We start from the raw sequence: 18,581 nt of genomic DNA, 5'->3' as shown, positions 1-18,581 counted from the left end.
GCCGCTCAGGGGGTTATCAATACGACTTCGGCAAGCCAAGCACCTTCTCGGCAATGAAGCACATGATGAGCTGCGGGCTCACGGGCGCCAGGCGCGGAATCCACGACTCGCGCATATAGCGCTCCACATGGAATTCCTTGGCATAGCCCATGCCGCCATGCGTGAAGATGGCGGTCTCGCAGGCCTTGGCGCAGGCTTCGGCGGCCAGGTACTTGGCGGCATTGGCCTCGGCGCCGCAAGGCAGTCCCTGGTCGTAGAGGAAGGCGGCCTTCTGCACCATCAGGTGCGCGGCCTCCAGCCCCATCCAGGCCTGGGCCAGGGGGTGCTGCACGCCCTGGTTCTGACCGATGGGCCGGTCGAAAACCACGCGCTCGTTCGCATACTGGGTGGCGCGCGCCAGGGCCGCACGGCCCAGGCCCACGGCTTCGGCGGCGATCAGGATGCGCTCGGGATTGAGGCCGTGCAGGATGTACGAGAAGCCCTTGCCCTCCTCGCCGATGCGGTCCTCCACGGGAATGCGCAGCCCGTCGATGAAGAGCTGGTTGGTGTCCACGCACTTGCGGCCCATCTTCTCGATCTCGGTCACGGCGATGCGGCTGCGGTCCAGATCGGTATAGAACAGCGACAGGCCTTCGGTGCCCTGGCATTCCTCCACGGGCTTGGTGCGCGCCAGCAGCAATATCTTGTTGGCCACCTGGGCCGTGGAGATGAATACCTTCTGCCCATGCACCACATAGACATCGCCTTCGCGCACGGCGCGGGTCTGCAGCTTGAGGGTGTTCAGGCCCGCATTGGGCTCGGTCACGCCGAAGCAGGCCTTGTCCCGGCCCGCGATCAGCGGCGGCAGCCAGCGCTGCTTCTGTTCGTCCGTGCCGAAGACCACGGCCGGGTGCAGGCCGAAGATGTTCATGTGCACGGCCGATGCGCCCGACAGGCCCGCGCCCGTGGCCGAGATGGTGTGCATCATCAGCGCCGCTTCGCTGATGCCCAGGCCGGCGCCGCCGAACTCCTCGGGCATGGCGATGCCCAGCCAGCCGGCCTCGGCCAGGGCCTGGTGGAAGTCATGCGGAAAACCGCCGTCCCTGTCCTTCCTGAGCCAGTAGTCGTCGTCGAAAGGCGCGCAGGCGCGCTGCACGGCCTCGCGGATCTGTTCCTGCTCGGCGCTCCACAAAAAGTCCATGGCTTGCTCTCTTCTGTCCGTTTTTTTGAATGAAATCAAGCTCAAACGCTTGTCCCTCAAGCGCTTTCAGCTATTACTTTGTTCAAGCGGGGCGGCGCACGCGCGCCGGGTCCTCGCCATAGGGCGGGCTGTAGATGACCAGCAGGCGCACGGGCGTGTCGCTGGTGACGCGGAACACGTGCATGCAGTCCTCGGGGAAGAAGCAGGTATCGCCGACCTGCATGGCAAAGCGCTCGGTCCGGCCCTCGCTTTCCACCTCCACCTCGGCCGTGCCCTCGAGCAGGTAGCAGGCCTGCTCCATGCCCGGGTGGGCATGCGGCAGCGCGCCGCCGCCTTTTTCCAGCGTACCCAGCACCACCTCCATGTGGCGCGCGCCCACATTGGCCTGGCTGACGAGGCGCCGGTTCACGGTGCCGTGGTGGTTGGCGGGGCTGTAGCCCTGCACGTCCTGCTCGCGTATCAGATAGCGGGGCATGGGTTTTTCTCCGTGTCGTTCGATGAGGGCGCCTGCATGCAGGCGCCGCTGGCTTGCAGAGCGGCGATCCGGGCCTCGGCAAGGCCTGCCTCGCGCAGCACCTGCAAGGTATGCTGGCCCAGTTGCGGTGCGGCGGCGGCATGGGCAGGCGCGGGCGTGCCGCTCCACTGCGTGGGGTTGCCCGTGGTGCGCAGCCGCCCTTCCGTGGGATGGTCGATCTCGCGCACAAAGCCCGTGGCCGCGTGGTGCGGGTCGGCCAGCAGGTCCTCGGGCGAGGCCATGGGCATGTTGGGCACGTCGGCCGCATCCAGCAGCGCCCGCCATTCGGCCGTGCTGCGTTCCTCCATCAGGCGCGCCACCTCGGCATAGACGGCGTCGATGTTCGCCGCGCGCTGGCCGTGGGTGGCGAACATGGGTTCGCGCATGCGCTCGCCCTGGCCTATGGCGTTGAAGAAACTGTGCCAGTGCTTGTCGTTGTAGATCAGCACGCACAGATGGCCGTCGCGCGTGCGGTAGGGCTTGCGGTGGCGCGTGAGCAGCCGCGCATAGCCGGCATCGCCCAGCGGCGGCTCGAAGCTCAGCCCGGCCATGTGGTCGCCCAGGATGAACTGCGTCATGGCCTCGAACATGGGCACAATCACGGCCTGCCCCTGCCCTGTCTTCTCGCGCGCATACAGCGCGGCCGTGACCGCATAGACCGCATGCAGGCCCGTGACGCGGTCGCCCAGCGTCATGGGCGCGTACGCGGGCTCGCCGCCGCCGTACTGCTGGGCCAGCCAGGGCACGCCGGTCGCCCCCTGGATCAGGTCGTCATAGGCGGGGCGGGCCGCATACGGGCCGGCCTGGTCGAAGCCGCAGCAGCTCACATGGATGAGGCGCGGATGGCGCTGCGCCAGATCCTCGTAGGCCAGGCCCAGCCGCGCCATGGCCTGGGGCCGCACATTGCTGATGAACACATCGGCATCGGCCAGCAGCTGCAGCAGCGCCTCGCGCGCGGCAGCCTGCTTGAGATCGAGCACGATGGAGCGCTTGCCCTGGTTGGCCTGCAGAAAGATGGGGCCCATGCCGGGATTGCGCATGGGGCCCACGTGGCGCATGTTGTCGCCCTCGGGAGACTCGACCTTGATCACGTCGGCTCCCAGGGCCGCCAGGATCTGCGTGGCGAACGGCCCCATGACCACCGAAGTCATGTCCACCACCTTCACGCCGGCCAGGGGACCGGCTGGCGTGCCCGCCGCCTGTCTGCTGTCGCTGTGCATGGCCGCCATCCTCACTGCGCCTCGATGCCGGCCTGCTTGACCAGCTGGCCCCATTTGGCAAGCTGCTCCTTCACATAGGCGGCGAACTCGTCGGGCGTGGCCGTGGGCCAGACTTCGAAGCCTACCTGGGCCAGTTGCTCCTGCACGGCCCTGTCCTTGAGGATGAGCTGCAGCTCGCCGTTGATGCGCTCGGCAATGGCCCTGGGCATGCCGGCCGGGCCGAAGATGCCGTTCCACGAGGTGATGTCGAAGCCCGGCAGCGTCTTGGCGATGGCCGGCACATGGGGCAGCAGCTGCGAACCCTTGGCCGCCGTCACGCCCAGCGTGCGCACGCGGTCGGTCTTGAGCGTGCCCCAGGCCGAGCCCAGGTCGGCCACATACATCTGGATCTGGTTGCCCATCACGTCGGTCAGCGCCTGCGGGCTGGACTTGTAGGGCACGCCGGTGATCTGCGTCCTGGTGATGTACTTGAAGGTTTCCGAGGCCACCAGCGAGGTGCTGTTGGGCGTGCCGTAGGAAAGCTGGTCGGGATGTGCCTTGGCGTAGGCGATCAGCTCGGCCACCGTCCTGGCCGGCACCGAGGGGTGCACGATCAGCGCGAACGGCAGCTCGCCCACGCGCGCCACGGGCGTGAAATCCTTGATCGGGTCGTACTTGAGGCCCTTGACCAGCCAGGGGTTGGCCGAGTGCGAGGTGTTGGTGGTCATGAACAGCGTATAGCCGTCCGGCTTGGCCTTGGCCACATGCACGGCCGCGATCTGGGCGTTGGCCCCGGCGCGGTTGTCCACGATCACGGGCTGCTTGAGCCGCTCGCCCAGCTTGCTGGCCACCACGCGGGCCACGGCGTCGGTGCCGCTGCCTGCGGCGAACGGCACCACCAGCGTGATGGGGGCACTCGGATAGCTCTCCTGCGCCAGCGCAGGCAGGGCAAAGCCCAGGCCGGCCGCCATGGCGGCTGCAGCGCCGGCGCCCAGTAGATAACGCTTTTTCATGCTTGTCTCCTTGGTCAGATGCGGCCCCTGTATCCGGCGCCTGCCCTGCATGCTGAGGCGTTCAAGCATTCAAGTCCAATTGTTTAAACAGAGTGAATGATTCAATTTATGAATCATTGGATCGCCGAACATCCGCATCAGGCTGCCGCAGCGCAGGGGCAGCATGCCTCTACACTGCGGGCATGATCTGGATTTCCGTGCTTCTGTCGCTGCTGTCCCTGCCTCTGCTATGGCTGGTCCTGCCCGTGCTGGTCATGCCGCCGGCGGCCTTTGTCTGCGGCTTCATCGCGTTCAAGCGGGCCGTGCTGCTGGCGCCCGAGCCCGTGGGCCTGTTCATGGGCACGCTGCATGCGCTGCCCATGCTGCTGGCCGTGGCCGTCTTTGCACTGGAGGCGTGGCTGATCAGCACTGGCTACCGGGCCTGAAAACGGCCGCGCTTGCGGTCTTCCCCCGACACGCCAACACGGCAAAGGCTGACGCTTGTCATCAAACCAAGGTTGAAGTCCGTGCACCGGCACGGGACAATAGGGTATTTGCCGTTACTTCCCGGAGGCGCGCCATGGCTCTTCTTCATGCATCACCTGCCCAGGCCATCGACGTGAATCCTTACGGCGCCCGGCTGGGCAGTGCGCGCACCCATGCACTGTTCAAGGCTGACGACATGGAAGTCATCCGCGTGGTGCTGCGCGCCGGCCAGTCGCTGCCCCCCCCACCATGTGCCCGGCAGCGTGAGCCTGCACTGCCTGGAAGGCCGCTTCGAGGTATTGCTGGGCCAGACCGTGCACCAGCTCGACAGCGGGCAGCTCATGCACCTGCCGCCCAACATGCCGCATGCCGTGCGGGCCGTCGAGGACTCTTCTGCGCTCGTGACCATCGTGCTCTGCCCCGGCTGAATCAGCGCACGGGCAGGAATTGCATGAACGGTCCGGCCAGCAGGCCCTGTCCGTAGCCGATGACCGAGCGCCGGTAGCGCTCAGTGGTGAAGCTCGCGACCAGATCCAGCCGGCCGATGATCTTGCCCATCTCGCGCTCGAAGCTCAGGTTGCGCTCCTGCTCGGCCAGCTCGTTGGACAGCAGGAGGGGCTGGCCGCTGGACGATTTGCGGGAGTTGAGGATCCAGTTGGCGATTTCCAGATTGCGCGCCGCATTGAAGACACGCTGCGGGTCCAGCCCGTCGACCAGCGTGAACGAGGTGCGGTTGCCGTGGGCCGTGATGATGGTGTCGGCCGCCGCATAGACGAAGGCCGCCACGCGGTCGCCGGTGAAATCGGGCCGCAGCGCCAGCGACAGGGCCGCCACATCGCGCTCGCCCTGCAGCTCCTGCCAGGGCTGCCGCTCCATGATGGCGATGCGCACATAGGCCACGGCCGCCTCGCGGCTCTCGGCGGTCTTCTTCCACTCGCCCGGATTGCGGCGGTAGAGCTTGTCCATGATGCGCACCAGGCTGTCCAGGTTCTCCTTCATGGCCAGCGTGGCCATGCGGTTGCTGTCGGACTGGATCAGTTCGCCGGCCTGGAAGGACTCGCCTTCTACCTTGCCGTGCCGGGTCGGTGCGCTGGAACAGGCGGCGAGCAGCGCACAAAGCGCGATGACGGGCAGCGCGGCTGCACGCCCTGCGCCCGCGCGCACCGCGGGGCGGCAAGCGTCATGAAGCGGCATGGGACAAGGCGGATGCAACAGGCATGCTGCAAACATAACAGCAGCCCGGCCCCTGTCCGCGCCTTGCGCGGCCTTCGATTGTGATCAATCGTGAACCGCGGGCCCGCTTTCCCGGTATTGCCGCAGCAATTGTTCGAGCACCTTCCACAGCGCCGGATCGTCGGCCATGGAGACCTGCACCCGCAGCATGCGGCTGCAAGCCTGGCGCGGCGAGAACAGCAGGCCGGGCGCCAGCAGCAGGTCGTGCGCGGCCGCGTGGCGGGCCAGCACCTCGCTGTCCATGCCGCAGTCCACCCAGGCAAAGGTTCCGGCCACCGGCTCGTGCACCGCATGGCAGCCCAGGGCCTCGAGCCGGCGCAGGCAGCGGCTGCGCGCCTTGTCCACGCGTTCGCGCAGCCGGTCCACATGCTTGCGGTAGGCTCCGTCGGCCAGGATGCGGTGCACGATCTGCTCGCTGGGCAATGCCGAAGTCAGCCCGCCCAGCAGCTTGAGGTCCGTGAGCTGGTGGATGATCTCGGGCCGCGCCGCCACATAGCCCACGCGCAGGCCGCCCGACAGCGTCTTGGAATAGCCGCCGACCAGCAGCACGCGCTGCAGCCGGTCCATGGCGGCCAGGCGCAGCGGCATGCTGCCCAGGAAATCCGAATAGGTATCGTCCTCGACCAGCAGGAAATCGTGCTGCTGCGCAATGCGCAGCACATCGTGCGCCACGCCCACCGAAAGGCTCAGCCCCGTGGGGTTGTGCACGACGGTATTGAGGATGAACAGCTTGGGCCGGTGCTGCCTCGCCAGGCTTTCCAGCGCCTGCACGTCGGGTCCGCCGGGCAGGCGCGGCACGCCCACCACGTTCACGCCCATGGCGTTGAGACGCCCGAAGATCAGGAACCAGCCCGGGTCCTCGACCAGCACGGTATCGCCGGGCCGCAGAAAACAGCGCACGATCAGGTCCAGCCCGTGGGTGACGCCGCTGACGGTCATCAGGTTGGACTCGGGATGCGCGGGCACCTCCTGGGCCTGCAGCCCCGAGGCGATCTGCTGGCGCAGCGGCAGGAAGCCCTGGGGCACGCCATAGCCCAGCAGCCCGGCCTCGGCCCGCGCGCCCTGCCGCACGATGGTGCGCATGGCGCCGGTGATCAGCCCGTGGTCCATCCAGCTGTTGGGCAGGCAGCCCGCGCTGCCGGCGCCATCCACTCCCTCGCGGAAGATGCCGCGCAGCAGATAGGTCGTATCGAAGGCCGCGCCCTGCGCGAGGCTGCTGGCGGGCATGGGCGCAGGCACGGCCACGCTGCGCTGGGCGCAGACGTAAAAACCGGCGCCGCGCCGCGACTGCACCAGGCCCAGCGCGGCCAGCCGGTCATAGGCCTGCACCACGGTGTCCCGGCTCACCTGGGCGCTTTCGGCCAGCGCCCGTACCGAAGGCAGGCGCATGCCGGCGCGCAGGCCGTGATTGCGGATCAGGCCGCCGAAATGCTCGACCAGCTGTTCCACCAGCGAATTGCCGCTGCCGCGCATGGGCTGCCAGCCCATGGCCGAAGCGGTCCGCGCAACGGCTGCGGGTGACGGAATGACGGCAGCCAGGCCGGCGGCACCAGGAGAGGAAAGTGTCTGGGTCATACAAGCAGGCCAGTTCATGAAGTGGCATGGCAAAGTGTACCGGCACTGTACCGTTTTCCGGATTTAGCATGCAGAGCACCACTGCTTGAACTGCCATGAATCCCTTGCCTTCCTCGCTTTCCTTCGTGCTGCCACTGGCGCTGTTCGCCTTTGTCAGCTCCGTCACGCCCGGTCCCAACAACGTCATGCTCACGGCCTCGGGCGCCACCTTCGGCTACCGCCGCAGCGTGCCCCACATGCTGGGCATCTGCCTGGGCGTGGTCATCATGCTGCTGCTGATCGGCGCCGGCCTGGGCAAGGTCTTCGAGGCCGAGCCACGCCTGTATACCCTGCTCAAATACCTGGGCGCGGCCTATCTGGTCTGGCTGGCGGCCAAGATTGCCAAGGCCGGCAGCGTGGACCAGGGCCAGGCCGGCAGCCGCCCGTTGAGCTTCTGGCAGGCCGCCGCCTTCCAGTGGGTCAATCCCAAGGCCTGGATCATGTGCATAGGCGTGGTGGCCACCTATACGCCGCGCGAAGGCTTTTTCTTCAATCTGCTGCTGTCGGCCATGGTGCTCGGGGCGATCAACTATCCCAGCATCAGCGTCTGGACGCTGTTCGGCAGCACCGTGGGCCGCGCGCTGCGCACACCGGCGGCGCTGCGGGCCTTCAACGGGACCATGGCGGCCCTGCTCCTGCTGTCCCTGGTGCCCATCTTCATGGAGTGACTGCAATGGCGTCTTAAACTGACCGCATGCACATACGCCGACTGCAAGCCGCCGATCTCGCAGACTACCGCACGCTGCGCCGGCAGGCGCTGCTGGAAAGCCCGAGCGCCTTCAGCGCCACGCCGCAGACCGAGCAGGCCGTGACGGATGCCCAGCTGCTGGCGCGCTTTGACAGCACGCCCGGCCAGGCCATGTGGGGCGCCTGGGAAGGCGGCCGGCTGTGCGCCACGCTGGGCATGTACCGGGAACAGAACGCCAAGCTGGCGCACAAGGCCACGCTGTTTGCCATGTATGTGGCGCCGGGCGCTCGCGGACGCGGCATTGGCGGCCGGCTGCTGCAGGCAGCCATCGAGCATGGCCGCTCGCTGGGCCTGCGCTGGCTGCAGCTGGGCGTGAATGCGGACAACGGGGTCGCGCTGCGCCTGTACGAAAACGCGGGCTTTGCCGCCTGCGGCCGCATGCCCGAGGCCATTGCGGTGGACGGGCGCTTTCACGACGAGATCCTGATGGCGCTCAGGCTGGCGCCATCGGCCGGCTGATCAGGCGCCCGCCGGCTCCAGTGCCAGGCATTGCGCGGCCAGCCGTGCGATGCCGGCGTCCGACAGATCGTCGGTCTCCAGCACGTGGCGGCTTGCCCATTGCGTGAAATGGCTGGACTGCGAGCGCTCGTAGTGCGGGTCGTAGTGGCGCAGCATGAGTTCCTCGAACAGCGGCGACAGCTCGCCGGCCTGGGCCCAGGCCTGCCAGCGGCCCACGGTCTCGCTGCCCTGCAGCTCCTTGAGCCAGCCCAGTTTGCCGGCCAGGGCCTGGGGATCTTCGCCCAGGTAGGCATAGTCGCGCAGCAGGTAGGAAAGACGCGCCCCGGTGGTGGCGCGCACCTCGATCACGGGGGCCTTGCGCATGTACTCGACCAGCACCAGCGGCACGCCCAGGCGGCCGATCTTGGCGCTCTCTCCTTCCAGATAGACGGGGCGCGACAGATCGAAGGTCTCGAGCTGCTCGGCGATCAGGGTCTCGAAGCGCTTCTGGCTGGGCTGCTCGATGCCGGGCAGGTTGCCCAGCAGCGAGCCCTTGTGGCAGGCATAGCCTTCCAGGTCCAGCACCTGCGCACCGCCTTGCTGCAGCGCATGCAGCACGCGGGTCTTGGCGCTGCCCGTGGCGCCGCACAGCACGCGCATCTGCATGCGGGGAATCAGTGCTTCGAGCTGGCTGATGACATGGCCGCGAAAGGCCTTGTAGCCGCCGGCCAGCTGCTGGGCGTCCCAGCCCACCAGGCGCAGCCAGGTCACCATGGAGCCGCTGCGCAGGCCGCCGCGCCAGCAGTACACCAGCGGCCGCCAGTTGGAGGGCTTGTCGGCAAAGGTCTCGCGCAGGTGGCGGGCCAGGTTGGCCGCCACCATGGCCGCGCCCAGGCGCTTGGCCTCGAAGGGGCTGACCTGCTTGTAGATGGTGCCGATGCGCGCACGCTCCTCGTTGTCGAGCACGGGGCAGTTGATGGCGCCCGGGATATGGTCCTGCTCGAACTCGCCGGGCGAGCGGGCGTCGATCAGGGTATCGAACTGGTGGCGGTCGGGAACGCGGATGGGTTGACGGTGGGACACGGCGGCGATCAATCACGGCCGCACAGGCACTGGCGGCCATCAGCTGTCGGCCATCGCCGGGAAATCTCCCCGGCGCGAGGCTCGGCAATACAAAAGGCCCGCTGCAGCAAGGCACGGGCTGCGGACAAGGAATGGATCGAGCCTCGATACGCACGGCTGCGTCCCGCATGGGCAACGCAGACCTCCCTTGGAAAGGCCGGTATTTTCGCAGATGCGGCCACGCCGCGGCGGTTGCCGGGCCAAAGCCCGCGCACCGCCATGCCCGCCGGGCGCCGCGGTGGCCTCGCATGCAGCGCATTCGGAGGCAAGACAGGCCTCAGCGCTTGTACAGCAATCGCCGCGCGCTCCTTTATCAGGAGTCGACAGCCACGCCGCGGCGCGCGAAGTAGTCGCGCGTCAGCCGCACGATCACGGGCGACAGCAGCAGCAGCGAAATCAGGTTGGGAATGGCCATCAGCGCGTTGAGCGTATCGGCCACCAGCCAGGCGAAGTCCAGCGTGGCCACGGCGCCCACATAGGCGCCCATGGTCCAGAGAATGCGGAACGGCTTTTCGCAGACCGTGCCCACCAAGTAGGTCCAGCATTTTTCGCCGTAATAGGCCCAGCCCAGGATGGTGGTGAAGGCGAACACGGCCAGCGAAACCGCCAGCACATACTTGCCCACGCCGGGCATGGCGGCCTCGAAGCTCTGGGTGGAGAGCACGGCGCCCGTGGCACCGGAGTTCCAGACGCCGCTGACCACGATGGCCAGGCCCGTCATGGTGCAGACGATGATGGTGTCGATGAAGGTGCCCATCATGCCGATCAGGCCCGAGAACACCGGGTCGCGCGTGGCGCCCGCCGCCTGGGCGATGCCGGCCGTGCCCAGGCCCGCCTCGTTGGAGAAGATGCCGCGCGCCACGCCCATGCGTACCGCCATCAGCACGGTGGAGCCCACGAAGCCGCCCGTGGCCGCCGTGGGGTTGAAGGCCTGCTCGAGGATCAGCGCCAGCGCGCCGGGAATGCGGTCCGCATAGACGCCCAGCACATACAGCACGCAGACCACATAGGCCACGCACATGGCCGGCACCAGTTTTTCGGCCACGGCGCCGATGCGCGAGATGCCGCCCAGCACCACGGCGCCGGTCAGCACGGCGATCACCAGGCCCGAGATCCAGGGCTCGACACCGAAGGCGTTGTGCATGGCGGAGGCAATGCCGTTGGCCTGCACCATGGACCCGATGCCGAAGCCCGCCAGCCCGCCGAACAGCGCAAACAGCGTGCCCAGCCATTTCCAGCGCGGGCCCAGGCCGTTCTTGATCGCGTACATGGGGCCGCCCACCCATTGGCCGTGGTCGTTCTTCTCGCGGTATTTGACGGCCAGCACCACCTCGCCGTACTTGGTGGCCATGCCCAGCAGCGCCGTCATCCACATCCAGAACAGGGCGCCCGGGCCGCCCACGGCAATGGCCGTGGCTACGCCGGCGATATTGCCCGTGCCCACGGTGGCCGACAGCGCCGTCATCAGCGCGGCAAACGGCGTGATGTCGCCGTCGGCCTTGTCGCCGGGGCGGCGGCTGCGCCAGATCATGCGAAAGCCATGCACGATGTTGCGCAGCGGCATGAAGCCCAGCCGCAGCTGCAGATAAAAGCCCGTGCCCAGAATGAGCACGATCATGGGAACGCCCCAGACGATATCGTTCAGGGTCTTGAAAATATGGTTCAACCAGTCCATCGGAAGTCTTTGTGATCAGGACCGCAGCCCCGGCGGGCGCGCAGGGCCCGATGGCCCCGCATGTGCGGCAAGGCGCAAGACTTTAATGCAGGCCCGGGCCCGCCGCGGCCGGACGGCGCCAACACCTTGCCCCATGCCTTGGTAAACGCTTCGCGGTGCACGGCCCGCCGCCCGCGGTTTGCCGGCCGTGCAACAGCCGCCGCAGGCCGCCGTCGGCCCTTCATCGCCCCGCGGAACGCGGGTGCAGCAGCATGGTGTCGCCGCTGATCTGCACGTCGAAATAGCGCAGGAAGTTCTGGCCCAGCAGCGCGTCGTCGCTGTCCTCGCCCGTGTAGCCCGTGCCCACGCGCACGCCGCCCACGGCCACATTGGCCACCTTGACCTGATCGGCCGTGACCATGCGCCCTTCGCGCTCGCCGTTGGCCGTGCGAAAGCGCACGGGCTCGCCGCCCTGCAGCCCCGCGCGTGCCGCGAGTTCGTCGGTCACGCTCACCGAGGTGGCGCCGGTATCGACCAGGAACTTCACCGGCTGGCCGTTGACGCTGCCGTTGACGCGGAAATGCCCGTCCTGCCCGCGCTCGATGCGCACCGTGCCGTCGGCCAGCACCTTGGCCCTGGCGGGGCGCAGGTACTGCTGCATGCCCAGGTAGACCACGCCCATCAGCACCAGCCAGAACACCAGAAAGGCCAGCGTGCCGCGGCGCGCCACCGACTGCGGCGTGGGCTCCCCGGGCATGGCGGGCGGCAGGGGCTTGGGCGGTGGCGAGGATTGCAGGCGCATGGCGTTTACGGGAGTGCGGGTCAGCCCGCATTGTGCCTGCATGGCGCCAGGGCCTTTTCCTGCCGTTACAGTGGCGCTATCGATTCCATGAAACCCATCGCCATGAGCAACACCGCCCTGCCCCCTCTGGTTCTCCACTACATCTTCGATCCGCTGTGCGGCTGGTGCTATGCGGCCGCGCCCCTGGTCAAGGCCGCGCGCGGCGTGCCCGGCCTCACGGTGCAGTGGCACGCGGGCGGCATGCTCACGGGCAGCCACCGCCGCACGATCACGCCGGACTGGCGCGACCATGTCATCGCCAGCGACCGGCGCATCGCCGAGATGACGGGCCAGCCCTTCGGCCAGGCCTATTTCGACGGCCTGCTCGGCGACATCGGCGCGCCGCTGGATTCCGAGCCTCCCACCACCGCTCTGCTGGCCGCCGAGGAGCTTGGCGGCAAGGGCCTCGAAATGCTCTCGCGCGAGCAGCAGGCCCACTACGTGGAGGGCCGGCGCATCAGCGAGCCCGCCGTGCTGCGCGAGCTGGCTGCCGACATCGGCCTGGACGCCGCGGCCTATGACGCGGCCTACTCGCGCCTGACGGGCGCAGCCACGCAAAAGCACATCGCCGAAAGCCGCCAGTGGCTGGGCATGGTGCAGGGCCAGGGCTTTCCCACGCTGGCGCTGGAATTCGACCATCCCGAACAGCGCGACCAGCGCGCGGTGCAGCGCATAGACATCGGCCCCTGGCTCGGCGACGTGCCGGGCTGGACCGCGCAGCTGGCCGAATGGGCCCGGCAGGTCGGCGAACTGGACAACGGCGCCGGGGGGCAAGGCCCCGACGCGGGCGCCTGCGGCCCCGATGGCTGCGAACTGCCGCAGCGCTGAGACTCCTGAAAAATGAGCTGCTGGCGCCTGGCAATTCATCATTTCACCGGCTTTACCCTCTGAAATGCTTGAATGGCCAGCGCCAGCAGCTCTGTTTTTGCAAGCAAAATCTGCCTGGCCGGTTACTGCCTCGGCAAGGCATAGGCCAGCACATAGTCGCCGCGCTCGCTGGACTGGCGCGCCCCGCCGGCCGTGACCACCACGTACTGGCGGCCGGTCCGGGGCGAGACATAGCTCATGGGGCCGCCCTGGCTGCCCACCGGCAGGCGCGACTTCCACAGCTCCTGGCCGGTGCTGCTGTCGAAGGCGCGCAGATAGAAGTCCTGCGTGCCGGCAAAGAACAGCAGGCCCGACTGCGTGACCATGGACGGCCCCAGCGTGGGCATGCCGATGGGAATCTGCAGATGCATGCGGATGCCCAGCGGGCCGGTATCCTGCACCGTGCCCACGGGCACCTGCCACTTGATCCTGCGCGTTCTGAGGTCCACGGCCGTCATGGTGCCGAACGGCGGCTTCTGGCAGGGAATGCCGGCCTGGGACAGAAAGCGCTGGCGCATGGCGCCGAACGGCGTGCCGTCCTGCGGCACCGCGCCCATCTCGATGCCGCTGGCGCCGGGCTTCATCTCGGCGCGCGGAATCATGTGGTTGGCCAGGCCCAGGCGCATGTCGTTGACGAACATGGTGTGCGTGGTCGGGTCGATGGCGACGCTGCCCCAGTTCATGCCGCCCAGCGAGCCCGGGAACTGCAGCGTCGGCCCCATGCCGGGCGGCGTGAACACGCCCTGGTGGTCCATGCCCTTGAACGCGATGCGGCACAGCAGCTGGTCGAACGGCGTGGCGCCCCACATGTCCGATTCCCGCAGCCGCTGGTTGCCGATATTGGGCATGCCCACGGAATGCGGCTGCGTGGGCGCATAGCGCTCGCCTTCCACATGGCCTTGCGGCACGGGCAGCTCCCGCACCTCGGCCAGGGGTTCGCCGGTCTCGCGGTTGAGCATGAAGATCATGCCCTGCTTGGTCACCTGCAGCAGCGCCGGGTCGGTGCCGCCCTTGCCGTCGGGCACATCGACCAGCGCAGGCTGCGCCGGTATGTCGAAGTCCCACAGGTCGTGGTGCACGGTCTGGTAGATCCAGCGCGGCTTGCCCGTGCGCACGTCCAGGGCCACGATGGCCGAGCTGTTCTTCTCCATCTCGGGCGTGCGCTGGGCCGCGTAGAAGTCCGGCGTCGCATTGCCCGTGCCCATATAGGCCAGGCCCAGCCTGGCGTCGTAGGACATGGCGGCCCAGACATTGGGCGAGTTGCGCGTATAGGTCTGGCCTTCGGGCGGCAGGCCGGTGATGTCCGCATTGCCGGGGTCCCAGGCCCAGACCAGCCGGCCGCTGACCACATCGAAGGCCCGCACCACGCCCGAGGGCTCGTCGGTGGAGAAGTTGTCGGCCACGCGCCCGCCCACGATCACCAGGTTGCCGGCCACCAGCGGCGCCGAAGTCTGCTGGTACCAGCCTTGCTTGACCTCGCCCATGCCCTGGGTCAGGTCCACCGTGCCCTGGTTGCCGAAGTCCGTGCACGGCCGGCCGGTATCGGGGTCCAGCGCAATCAGCCGCGCATCGATGGTGGGCAGGAATAGCCGCCGGCGGCAGCTGCTGCCGACTGCCGGCGCGGCGCTGCCCGAGGCGGTGCGCCGGCCGCTGGCCGCCGCAGCAGGGGCAGAAACGGGGGGCGCGGCCGCCATGCCCGTACCGTCGAAATAGCCCAGCCCACGGCAGCGCTGCCAGTTGGGCGACTGGGCCTTGGGGTCGAAGCGCCATTTGGTCACGCCCGTGTCCACGTCCAGCGACAGCACCTTGCCATAGGCCGTGCAGACATACAGGCTGTCGCCGATCTGCTGCGGCGTGTTCTGGTCCTCGGCGCCCGATCCGTTGCTCTGCGGCACATCGCCGGTCTGCGCGGTCCAGGCCACGGTCAGCTGCCGGATGTTGTGCCTGTCGATCTGGCCGGCGGCGACAAAGCGGTTGCCTTCCGGCCCCTGGCCCCAGTCGCGCCAGTCCGTCAGCTCGGGAGCGGCCGAGGGCGCGGCGCCTTGCTCCGCGCCGGCCTGCGGCGCGATCACGCCCTTGGGCGAGAACGCGCTGACCGCCGTGGCCACGATGCCCAGCCCCAGCAGCAGCGAGGCGCTCCAGGCGGTGCGGCGCACGCCGCGGTCATCGACGATGGGCCGGCCATGCTCCAGATGCGCATAGGCCAGGGCCACCAGAAAGCCCAGCACCGCGAACGTGAACACACGCGAGACCAGCGGCCAGAACTCCCATCCCGCCTCCCAGACTGCCCAGGCCATGGTGGCCAGCAGGGCCAGCGCATACAGGCGCGCGCCTGCGGCCCGCTGCGCATAGAGCAAGGCAGCCGACAGCAACAGCGCCAGCCCCATGAGGATGAAGTACCCGCTGCCCCCCCCGGCGCAGCAGCACGCCGCCGCCGACGGCCATGAACAGGCCCATCAGCGCCATGAGCAACGCGATCACACGCACATACCATCGCCAGCCATTCGATGCATACGGCATATTCCCACCTCGTGCGAGAAACACATGCATTCATTGCACGCTCTTGCCGCGCGGCGCGCCGCCATATTTTTCAGCCATCTCACGCCAGCCAAAGGACTACATGGCGAGGTAAAAAAGTCTGAAAGTCCGGCCGGGCAGAAAAAAACCGCACCGAAGTGCGGTTCGCGGAAAGAGGCCTGGCCGGCTCAGTCCATCATGGAGATCACCACGTCGCCAAAGCCCGAGCAGGACACCTGGGTGGCGCCTTCCATGAGGCGCGCGAAATCGTAGGTCACCTGCTTGCTCTGGATGGCTTTCTCCAGCGACTGCACGATCAGGTCGGCGGCCTCGCGCCAGCCCATGTGGCGCATCATCATCTCGGCGCACAGGATCATGGAGCCCGGGTTCACGTAGTCCTTGCCCGCGTACTTGGGCGCCGTGCCGTGCGTGGCTTCGAAGCAGGCCACCGAATCCGACATGTTGGCGCCGGGCGCGATGCCGATGCCGCCGACCTGTGCGGCCAGCGCGTCGGAGAGATAGTCGCCGTTGAGGTTGAGCGTGGCGACCACCGAATAATCGGCCGGGCGCATGAGGATCTGCTGCAGGAAAGCGTCGGTGATCGAGTCCTTGATCACGATATCCTTGCCCGTGCGCGGATTCCTGAGGCGGCACCACGGGCCGCCGTCGATCTGCTCGGCACCGAACTCGCGCTGCGCCAGGGCATAACCCCAGTCGCGGAACGCGCCTTCGGTGAACTTCATGATGTTGCCCTTGTGCACCAGGGTCACGCTGGGCTTGTCGTTGTCGATCGCGTACTGGATGGCCTTGCGCACCAGGCGCTCCGTGCCCTCGCGGGACACGGGCTTGATGCCTATGCCCGAGGTTTCGGGAAAGCGGATCTTCTGGACGCCCATCTCCTGGGTCAGGAAGGCGATGAGCTTTTTCGCGCCTTCGCTCCCGGCTGCATATTCGATGCCCGCATAGATGTCCTCGGAGTTCTCGCGGAAGATCACCATGTCGGTCTTCTCGGGCTCCTTGAGCGGCGAAGGCACGCCCTTGAAATACTGCACCGGGCGCAGGCAGACATACAGGTCCAGCTCCTGGCGCAGCGCCACGTTCAGCGATCGGATGCCGCCGCCCACGGGCGTGGTCAGCGGGCCCTTGATGGACACTGCATAGTCCCGCACGGCGGCCACGGTTTCCTCGGGCAGCCACATGTCGGGGCCGTAGATGCGCGTGGCCTTCTCGCCCGCGAAGATCTCCATCCACTGGATCTTGCGCCGGGCGCCATAGGCCTTGGCCACAGCCGCATCGGCCACCTTGCGCATCACCGGCGTCACGTCCACGCCCACGCCGTCGCCTTCGATGAACGGGATGATGGGCTGGTCGGGCACGTTGAGCGAACTGTCCTTGTTGACCGTGATCTTCTGGCCTTGCGCCGGCACCTGGATGTGCTGATTACCGCTCATGTATGCGAATCTCCTGAATCATGAATTTGCCTGCGGCGGCGGACCGCCTGCGCTGCGTCCATTCTGTCACCAATGGGTACAGAATTTTTCCGGAATGGCGGCAAAAACCGGTCAACGGCGCGACACGCCTGCCGTTAGATAGGCGTGATGCAGACGGTCTGCATCGCATTTCAGCCTGATATCTGGCTTTCCCGCTTTTGAGGAAATTGGCACACATGAAAAAACTACTCGCTGTCCTGATTGCTGGTTCGTTCGCCGCTGGTGCTTTTGCACAGGCCGCATCGACTCCCGCGCCTGCTCCTGCGGCTGCCCCTGCCGCCGCAGCCGCTCCTGCAGCAGAGCCGGCAGCCCCCGCGGCCAAGCCTGCCAAAGCCAAGCACCACGCCGCCAAGAAGCACACCAAGCATGCCGCCAAGAAGGCGGAAAAGGCTGAGAAGCCCGCCGCAGAAAAGCCCGCCATGTAAGGGCTGTGCAGCAGCGCCGGCGCCGGGGCACCGGCCTGCCGCCCTCGCAAAAAACCCGCAACGGCCCGGCCCTGCGGGTTTTTTGTTGCCCGAAAATAGAAGACGGCACGGCCCGATTCAGCCGTTGTTCAGCCATCTGCATTAGGCTTGCGGCTTCGTGCTTGTCCGCATCCCTGTGCATTCCTTGTCTTCGCTTTTCCATCGCCACGCTCATGAAGTCCTTCGCTCCATCGGCCGCCGCAAGGCACTCCCTCCTGTCCCTCCTCTCCCTACGCTCTGTGCTGCTGGCTGCGGCCCTGGCCGCCGGCTTCGCGCAGGCCCCCGCCATGGCGCAGGCAGCGGCGCCGCAGATGAACCTGCCGCGCGCCGATCTGACGGCCGGCATGTTCCGCATCGATGCCCAGTTGGCGGTGACGCCGCAGCAGCGCGAAATCGGGCTGATGTTCCGCAAGGAAATGCCTCAGCAGGAAGGCATGCTCTTCGTCTTCGAAGTGCCGGGCGTGCAGTGCTTCTGGATGCGCAACACGCTGCTGCCGCTGACCGCAGCCTTCGTGGCCGACGACGGCACCATCGTGAACCTGGCGGACATGCAGCCGCAGACCGATGACTCGCACTGTTCGGCCAGGCCCGTGCGCTATGTGCTGGAGATGAACCAGGGCTGGTTTGCCAAGCGCGGCATCAAGGCCGGGGCCAAGCTGGGCGGAAAAATCTTCAACACCCCCTGAGTCGCTTTCCCCTAGCCGGCGCCTCGCAGACGGGCCGTGCCGGTTTTGGATGATGTGCCCCGACTGGACGCGGCGCCCGATGGCTTGCTGCCATAATCGTCGCCCATGCACATGCTTCGCTCATCGTTTTGGCTTTCCAGGCTGGTTCTTGCCTGGTTTGCCCTGACCATGGGCGCCACCATTGCCGCGCCTTTCGTGCATCCCCAGTCGATGGAGCTGGTCTGCTCGGCCAGCGGCGAAGTCAAATGGGTGCAGGTCGGCACCGATGCGGATGCCGATGGCAGCCAGGATGCGATGGGCGCCTCGCACCATCACATCGATTGCGCGCTGTGCCTCTCGGTCATCGCACCGCCGCCGCTGCTCCTGCAAGGCCTGAGCGCATCCCAGCAATCGCTTTCCTATGCGCTGCGGCCCGTGCCGGCTGCGCACATCGCCTCGGTCACGCGGGCGCCGCTGCCGGCGCGCGGCCCTCCCCTCCTTTCCTGATCGCCTTTCTCCCGAGCATCAGCCCGGCCTGCGCCGAGCGCTGACTGCCG

General features: G+C 67.5%; 18 protein-coding genes and 1 pseudogene. 8 read left to right on the top strand and 11 right to left on the bottom strand.

Going from position 1 to position 18,581, the window contains the following annotated elements; all coding sequences use genetic code 11:
• Positions 1-16: 16 nt before the first annotated feature.
• From V8Z74_RS03255 to V8Z74_RS03240, 4 genes are all read right to left on the bottom strand, one after another.
• A complete protein-coding gene (locus V8Z74_RS03255; RefSeq protein WP_349707920.1) occupies positions 17-1,180 on the bottom strand; it encodes an acyl-CoA dehydrogenase family protein in 1,164 nt (387 codons plus the stop codon).
• 82 nt (positions 1,181-1,262) lie between these two features.
• Positions 1,263-1,655: a cupin domain-containing protein gene (locus V8Z74_RS03250; protein WP_349707918.1), complete on the bottom strand. Its 393-nt coding sequence runs from the start codon at positions 1,653-1,655 to the stop codon at positions 1,263-1,265.
• Entirely contained in the window at positions 1,640-2,923 is a 1,284-nt protein-coding gene (locus V8Z74_RS03245) for a CaiB/BaiF CoA transferase family protein (protein WP_349707916.1), read from the bottom strand. The genes V8Z74_RS03250 and V8Z74_RS03245 overlap by 16 nt, the downstream gene beginning before the upstream one ends.
• 2 nt (positions 2,924-2,925) lie before the next feature.
• Positions 2,926-3,906: a Bug family tripartite tricarboxylate transporter substrate binding protein gene (locus tag V8Z74_RS03240; RefSeq protein ID WP_066471680.1), complete on the bottom strand. Its 981-nt coding sequence runs from the start codon at positions 3,904-3,906 to the stop codon at positions 2,926-2,928.
• 182 nt (positions 3,907-4,088) lie between these two features.
• Here V8Z74_RS03240 and V8Z74_RS03235 point away from each other — a divergent pair, with 182 nt between their 5' ends.
• Both V8Z74_RS03235 and V8Z74_RS03230 read left to right on the top strand, forming a co-directional pair.
• On the top strand, positions 4,089-4,331 hold the full coding sequence (locus tag V8Z74_RS03235) for a hypothetical protein (RefSeq protein WP_066469954.1): 243 nt from the start codon (positions 4,089-4,091) through the stop codon (positions 4,329-4,331).
• Positions 4,332-4,465: 134 nt separating this feature from the next.
• A pseudogene (locus V8Z74_RS03230) lies at positions 4,466-4,799 on the top strand (cupin domain-containing protein).
• A gap of 1 nt (position 4,800) precedes the next feature.
• Here the strand turns inward: V8Z74_RS03230 and V8Z74_RS03225 are convergent.
• Complete coding sequence (locus tag V8Z74_RS03225; RefSeq protein ID WP_066469967.1) at positions 4,801-5,565, bottom strand: hypothetical protein; 765 nt, start codon at positions 5,563-5,565, stop codon at positions 4,801-4,803.
• An 84-nt stretch (positions 5,566-5,649) separates the two neighbouring features.
• Positions 5,650-7,092 (bottom strand): aminotransferase-like domain-containing protein, encoded by a 1,443-nt coding sequence (locus tag V8Z74_RS03220; RefSeq protein ID WP_349708163.1) that lies wholly within the window; start codon positions 7,090-7,092, stop codon positions 5,650-5,652.
• A gap of 182 nt (positions 7,093-7,274) precedes the next feature.
• On the opposite strand from V8Z74_RS03220, the gene V8Z74_RS03215 reads away from it, so the two are divergent.
• Both V8Z74_RS03215 and V8Z74_RS03210 read left to right on the top strand, forming a co-directional pair.
• The gene (locus tag V8Z74_RS03215) at positions 7,275-7,886 is read left to right on the top strand and encodes a LysE family translocator (protein WP_066469978.1); all 612 of its coding nucleotides are present in this window, start codon (positions 7,275-7,277) and stop codon (positions 7,884-7,886) included.
• 26 nt (positions 7,887-7,912) lie between these two features.
• The gene (locus V8Z74_RS03210; RefSeq protein WP_349707913.1) at positions 7,913-8,425 is read left to right on the top strand and encodes a GNAT family N-acetyltransferase; all 513 of its coding nucleotides are present in this window, start codon (positions 7,913-7,915) and stop codon (positions 8,423-8,425) included.
• Here the strand turns inward: V8Z74_RS03210 and mnmH are convergent, their stop codons facing one another.
• The 3 genes from mnmH to V8Z74_RS03195 form a co-directional block, all read right to left on the bottom strand.
• Positions 8,426-9,487 (bottom strand): tRNA 2-selenouridine(34) synthase MnmH, encoded by a 1,062-nt coding sequence (gene mnmH, locus V8Z74_RS03205; protein WP_349707911.1) that lies wholly within the window; start codon positions 9,485-9,487, stop codon positions 8,426-8,428.
• A gap of 352 nt (positions 9,488-9,839) precedes the next feature.
• Positions 9,840-11,201, bottom strand: coding sequence for an alanine/glycine:cation symporter family protein (locus V8Z74_RS03200; RefSeq protein WP_349707909.1), 1,362 nt, complete (start codon positions 11,199-11,201; stop codon positions 9,840-9,842).
• Positions 11,202-11,421: 220 nt separating this feature from the next.
• A complete protein-coding gene (locus tag V8Z74_RS03195; RefSeq protein WP_349707908.1) occupies positions 11,422-12,024 on the bottom strand; it encodes a retropepsin-like aspartic protease family protein in 603 nt (200 codons plus the stop codon).
• Positions 12,025-12,084: 60 nt separating this feature from the next.
• Here V8Z74_RS03195 and V8Z74_RS03190 point away from each other — a divergent pair, with 60 nt between their 5' ends.
• Positions 12,085-12,849 (top strand): DsbA family protein, encoded by a 765-nt coding sequence (locus V8Z74_RS03190; protein ID WP_349707906.1) that lies wholly within the window; start codon positions 12,085-12,087, stop codon positions 12,847-12,849.
• 122 nt (positions 12,850-12,971) lie between these two features.
• Here the strand turns inward: V8Z74_RS03190 and V8Z74_RS03185 are convergent, their stop codons facing one another.
• A complete protein-coding gene (locus V8Z74_RS03185; RefSeq protein ID WP_349707905.1) occupies positions 12,972-15,275 on the bottom strand; it encodes a membrane-bound PQQ-dependent dehydrogenase, glucose/quinate/shikimate family in 2,304 nt (767 codons plus the stop codon).
• Positions 15,276-15,593: 318 nt separating this feature from the next.
• The gene (gene icd / locus V8Z74_RS03180) at positions 15,594-16,856 is read right to left on the bottom strand and encodes an NADP-dependent isocitrate dehydrogenase (RefSeq protein ID WP_349707904.1); all 1,263 of its coding nucleotides are present in this window, start codon (positions 16,854-16,856) and stop codon (positions 15,594-15,596) included.
• Positions 16,857-17,071: 215 nt separating this feature from the next.
• On the opposite strand from icd, the gene V8Z74_RS03175 reads away from it, so the two are divergent.
• The 3 genes from V8Z74_RS03175 (at position 17,072) to V8Z74_RS03165 (ending at position 18,531) form a co-directional block, all read left to right on the top strand.
• Positions 17,072-17,320: a hypothetical protein gene (locus V8Z74_RS03175; protein ID WP_083526418.1), complete on the top strand. Its 249-nt coding sequence runs from the start codon at positions 17,072-17,074 to the stop codon at positions 17,318-17,320.
• Positions 17,321-17,532: 212 nt separating this feature from the next.
• Entirely contained in the window at positions 17,533-18,045 is a 513-nt protein-coding gene (locus V8Z74_RS03170; protein WP_502879426.1) for a DUF192 domain-containing protein, read from the top strand.
• Positions 18,046-18,150: 105 nt separating this feature from the next.
• The gene (locus V8Z74_RS03165; protein WP_066469995.1) at positions 18,151-18,531 is read left to right on the top strand and encodes a DUF2946 family protein; all 381 of its coding nucleotides are present in this window, start codon (positions 18,151-18,153) and stop codon (positions 18,529-18,531) included.
• Positions 18,532-18,581 lie beyond the last annotated feature (50 nt).

It is taken from the genome of Comamonas sp. w2-DMI (genome assembly GCF_040187735.1).
Taxonomy (GTDB): domain Bacteria; phylum Pseudomonadota; class Gammaproteobacteria; order Burkholderiales; family Burkholderiaceae_C; genus Comamonas; species Comamonas terrae.
This window is presented reverse-complemented; position numbering and strand designations above follow the sequence as displayed.